3 protein-coding genes are annotated in these 4,920 nt (G+C 50.7%); 2 read left to right on the top strand and 1 reads right to left on the bottom strand.

Going from position 1 to position 4,920, the window contains the following annotated elements; all coding sequences use genetic code 11:
- Positions 1 to 633: 633 nt before the first annotated feature.
- Positions 634 to 1,554, top strand: a complete 921-nt coding sequence (locus ACKI3C_RS03980; RefSeq protein ID WP_407402281.1) for a ribonuclease Z — start codon at positions 634 to 636, stop codon at positions 1,552 to 1,554.
- Positions 1,555 to 1,558: 4 nt separating this feature from the next.
- The gene (locus ACKI3C_RS03985; RefSeq protein ID WP_407402283.1) at positions 1,559 to 1,861 is read left to right on the top strand and encodes a hypothetical protein; all 303 of its coding nucleotides are present in this window, start codon (positions 1,559 to 1,561) and stop codon (positions 1,859 to 1,861) included.
- Positions 1,862 to 2,403: 542 nt separating this feature from the next.
- Here ACKI3C_RS03985 and ACKI3C_RS03990 read toward each other — a convergent pair.
- Positions 2,404 to 4,560: a tetratricopeptide repeat protein gene (locus tag ACKI3C_RS03990; RefSeq protein WP_407402285.1), complete on the bottom strand. Its 2,157-nt coding sequence runs from the start codon at positions 4,558 to 4,560 to the stop codon at positions 2,404 to 2,406.
- Positions 4,561 to 4,920 lie beyond the last annotated feature (360 nt).

Here is a 4,920-nt window from a genome sequence, read left to right on the forward strand (position 1 = left end):
GGTAACTATTCAGCAATGGTATTTTGGGTAATATCCCCGCGCGGATCTCACTGATAACACAGATTTAATAATAACTGAAAGAAATTAAAATAATTAGAATAATTTCTTATTCAGTTAAATCAGAGCAATCTGTTGTAACTATACTACAATAGTTTTTTATCCGCGCGGGGATCTCACATGATTTTGTAATGAGAGGCTGAAAGCCGACACGCAGAACGCAGTTCTGCACATAACCCTGTCCTAACTGAGCGCAAGCGAAGGCAGGGCAGGGTAAACGCAATACACTGTACCGCGGTTGAAGACCGCAACCTTGCACGTTTCGAGGTAGCGGTCTTCAACCGTGATTTTATTACACTTCACACCCCCCCCACCGGCCGTCGTTTCACTCCCTTCGGTGGGGGGTATGGGGCCAAAGCAAGCTTTGTGCGTGTCGGCTTTCAGCCTCTAATTGTTAATATATTTTCAATGAAAAAAAAATCAGTGAGATCCGTGAGATCCGCGCGGGGAAAGCCTATTGCTGTGTAGTTGCCACACTGGCTGCATCTGTTTAAAATATACTAAAACTTTTGTCCCTGCTGTTCTTAAAGTCAAAAAATATAGTACCTTTGCAATATATAAAAGAATCTAAAAGAAATGACACGTCTTGAACTAAACATACTGGGCTGCGGCTCGGCCACTTGCACACTGCGCCATGTGCCGTCGTGCCAGGTGCTTAATGTGCGCGATAACCTGTTTATGATCGACTGTGGCGAGGGCGCCCAGCTGGCAATGCGACGCATGGGGCTCAAATTCTCCAGGCTGGGACACATCTTCATCAGCCATCTGCATGGCGACCATTGCTTCGGACTGCCGGGACTGCTTTCCACGCTGGCGCTGCTGGGTAACACCAACGGTGTGACGGTACACATCTTTGAGGACGGAGCACGGCTGCTCAAGGACGCAATGGACTACTTCTGCCGCGAGCGTCCCTACGAACTGCGGTTCAACGTCATCAAGGTGGGCCATGAAGTGATCTACGAGGACGATGCAATCACTGTTGAGACTATTCCGCTAGTGCATCGAGTGCCCACGGTGGGATTCATCTTCAGGGAAAAACCCAAGATGCGCCACATCAACGCCGAGATGGTGAAGTTTCACAACGTGCCTAACTACGCTTTGAACACATTGCGCCAGGGAGGTGACTACGTGACGCCCGAGGGTGTCATCGTGCCCAACTCGCACCTTACACGCCCCGCCGACCCGTCGCTCTCCTATGCCTACTGCAGCGACACGATGTTCACCCCAAAGGTCATCCGGGCCGTGCAAGGCGTTGACTGGCTGTATCATGAGGCGACCTACGGCGACGAGTGCGAAGCCAAGGCCAAGCAGCGTTTCCACAGCACATCGCGCCAAGCCGCCACTGTGGCACACGAGGCTGGAGCCAAGCGGCTCATCCTGGGACACTACTCGAAGCGCTACCTCGACGAGACGCCGCTGCTGGAGCAAGCCCGAGAGGTGTTCCCAAACACCATCCTGGGCAACGAAGGACTCACCGTGGATTTGAACAAGCTATAAGACCATGTATCCCAAGTTTATCATAACAGCGAGCGGCGAGTTCCGCCTGGGCATGGTCAACCTGCACAAGCACTTGCTTGAACCTGGCGACACTTGCCGCGGGGGAGGTTACTATGAATTTAACTACCTGCAAGGCACGCTCGAGCTCTCGGGAGAGTCGAGCGACTTCGGCCGGCCGCAGTGGAACTCCATCGACACCCTGCGCGTGCCCGAACCCTACCGCGGACTGTCGATCATCTACTACCCCGGCAGCAAGAACGGATATGCCGTCAACCTTGCCGAAATCCTTAAAATAGAATACGTGTAGCCGAGCAATACGCACGCAATCCGCGTGAGTCTCTCTCTCTCGGGGAACTCGGGGAAGTTTTTTATCTCTCGGGGAACCCGGGGAACTCGGGGAAATATTATTAATTTCTGAAAAATTTCCCAAGGAGCAAAAAATTTCCGCGAGTTCCCCGAGTTCCCCGAGAGTGAAAACTGAAAGAAATTAAAATAATTAGAATAATTTCATTTTCTTTTGTTTTTCTGTCAAAAAATAAATCAAGCAGATGGCGCTGCGCTTGAAATATACTGAAAATAAGCTGAAAATATACAATCTGCGCAATCTGCGTTATCCGCGAGAGAAAATTCCCCGAGTTCCCCGGGGTCCCCGAGAGGTCAGAGTGAAAACTGAAAGAAATTATCCGAAATTATTCAAAATTATTTATTTCTGTTCTTTCAGTCTTTAAAAGAACTCGCAACAAAAATTTCTTTTAATTTCTTATAATTTCTTTCAGTCAAAGAGTCTCTAAACGAGAGAAAAATCCCCGAGTTCCCCGAGTTCCCCGAGAGGTCAGAGTTCCCCCGGCGTCACACTTTCTCCACCTTGGTGACTTTGGGGCTGCCTGTTGCGAAGTTTATGGTGATGCGTGCATTGCCATATTCGCTGTACATGTAGAGCTGGTGGATGCTACCTTTCTCGGGGACGAAGTCAAACTTGAGGTAGATGTTGGTGCCTGTGATGATGTTCTCCTCGGGGTGTACGGCCCCTGCTCCGTTAAGTTCATTGATGCAGAACACGGGTTCGAGCATAGTGAGGATGCGGGGCACTTCCACGCGCAGCTTCTCGGTGTCGCTGCTTGAAGTGAAGTTGTCCCACCACGACTTTTCCTTGTTGCCAGGACCGCCATACACCTTCACGCCGCCCAGCAGCTCCATCACCTTTGCCTGGCTCAAACCGCTGGCTTGAAGTTCGTTGAGTTTCTGTTCAAGTTTCTTCTGCCCCTTGCCTGTCTTGCTGTCGGCAAGCGTCTGGGTGGCTGTCTGCAACTTGTATTCCTTGCTATCGACCCAGCATATCTTGTCATCGGTCATCACGATAGCACGATAGCGAGTGATGTCGTCAAACGTCTTGTCGCCGAAGTTGAGCTCCACATCTCCCAGGTCGGTAGTGTCGTGCTTGGGCACCTTGCTCACGCTGGCAGTCTTGACCACGTCATACTGGTTAGTGTACATGTCGGTGTAGTGGAGGCACAGGAACACACGCACGTTCTCCAAGTCATAGTCGGTGCGGTTCTCCAGCTCCACGTTGATCTCGTTGTCCTTCTTGGTGAAGTACCATGTGCGTGTGGGGCTGATGTTCACGTCCATGTAAGAGTGCTCGATGAGCAGCTTGCTGAAGCACGGTTTGAGGTTGTTCTCGCAAAATTCCATATCGCTGAGCAAGCAGTCATACACACCCTGGTTGCCACGGCGGAAGAAATGGTTGTAAATCTCGGTCGATGACCTCTCGATGTCGCCCTGCATGTAGTAATAGTTGGCCTTCTGCAAGTTGGGGCTGAACAGGCCGTAACCTTCCATAGTGGAGCGGTAGAGCGAGAGCAAGTACAGTCCCTCGGGAGTCTTGTTGAGATAGCTGCGGTTCTGGTAAGAATCCATGAGGTCGGTGAGTTTCTCGGCCTGACGGGGATATTCCATTGACGCCTGGTCGAGGTAAGCCAGACCCTGGCTCACGTTGCCGCGCGCCATCTCCATGCGGGCACGAATGATGAGTGCCGGTGCTGTGCGGTCGGGGTAGAGCGACTCATAGTGGTCGAGCGTAGCGGTTGCGTTCTCAAAATAGCCGTTGGTGGGTCGGCCCGATGCTTGCGGGGTGCTCGCGGTGTCGGGCGTGAGGTTCAGGGCAGGAGTCTCAAACTGTGCCTGCTGGCCAGCGCCCTTCTCCATGCCTATCATTACCAGCGCCATGCCTTTGAGGAGCAGCGCCTCGCGGTTGTTGGGATATTTCTGGAGAATGCCCTCTGCGTCACGCAAGCCGTCGGCAGTGCGGCCCGAGTAAACGTCAATATACGCTTTGTCCTTCTCGATGCACACAGCATCCCACTCCTTCATGTACTTGTGGTAAACGGGAGCATATTCGGCAAGGTAAGCGATATAGGCCTCCTTGATTTTAGCTATTTCGTCCTCTAACTCACCCTTGAGGTTCTTCTGCTTCTCGTAGGCCTCAAACCCCGACAGGCGTGCAGCATCCACCTGGCCGTCGTCCTGCACAAAGAGGGTGAGCGGTGGCATGCCGCCCATGGCAATGGTTTGCACAATCTCGGTCCACGTCATTTCCTGGGCAGCAGTGCTGGCACCAGTGGAGATGCTGCGCATGAGCATCCACATCTCGTCCATGTCTTTGTGCTGTTTCTGCAGCAAGAACATGTGCTGCATGATGGGGAGCAGCTTGGCCTTGGCACGAAGCACCTCTGGCGCCACGCCCTCATAGTCCTGACGGGCCATGTACTCAAGGTAAGAGTGGAAGTCGTCCGACTGCATCTGCGCCGCTTCAAGGGCATTCATCACGCACACCGTCTTCTCCAGGTCGTAAGGAGCGTTGGAATTTTCGGCTTGCACGATAGCCTCGGTTGCAGGTTTGAACTCCTTGATAGGTTTATAATTCTCAAGGTCGATAGGAGCAACCTTGTTGCAAGCAGTCAGTAATGCCAACAATGCGACTACTGCCAATAATGAGATTTTCTTCATTGCCGTTTAAGTCAGATTATTTGGTGATTAATTTCACAAAGGTATAATAATATTTTGACACGACCAAATTCCTCTCGGGGAACCCGGGGAACTCTGACCTCTCGGGGAACTCGGGGAACTCGGGGATATTATTTTGACTGAAAGAAATTAAAATAATTAGAATAATTTCATTTTCTTTTGTTTTTCTGTCAAAAAATAATTCATGAAATATACTGAAAATAAGCTGAAAATATACAATCTGCGCAATCTGCGCAATCCGCGAGAGAAAAATCCCCGAGAGTGAAAACTGAAAGAAATTATCCGAAATTATTCAAAATTTTTTATTTCTGTTCTTTCAGTCTTAAAAAGAACTCGCAACAA

It is taken from the genome of Sodaliphilus sp., from assembly GCF_045598405.1.
Classification (GTDB): domain Bacteria; phylum Bacteroidota; class Bacteroidia; order Bacteroidales; family Muribaculaceae; genus Sodaliphilus; species Sodaliphilus limicaballi.

Bases quoted from the DNA above. Each gene is read 5' to 3' on its own strand.
- ACKI3C_RS03990 (WP_407402285.1), bottom strand. From the start codon at position 4,560: ATGAAGAAAATCTCATTATTGGCAGTAGTCGCATTGTTGGCATTACTG.
- ACKI3C_RS03980 (WP_407402281.1), top strand. From the start codon at position 634: ATGACACGTCTTGAACTAAACATACTGGGCTGCGGCTCGGCCACTTGC.
- ACKI3C_RS03985 (WP_407402283.1), top strand. From the start codon at position 1,559: ATGTATCCCAAGTTTATCATAACAGCGAGCGGCGAGTTCCGCCTGGGC.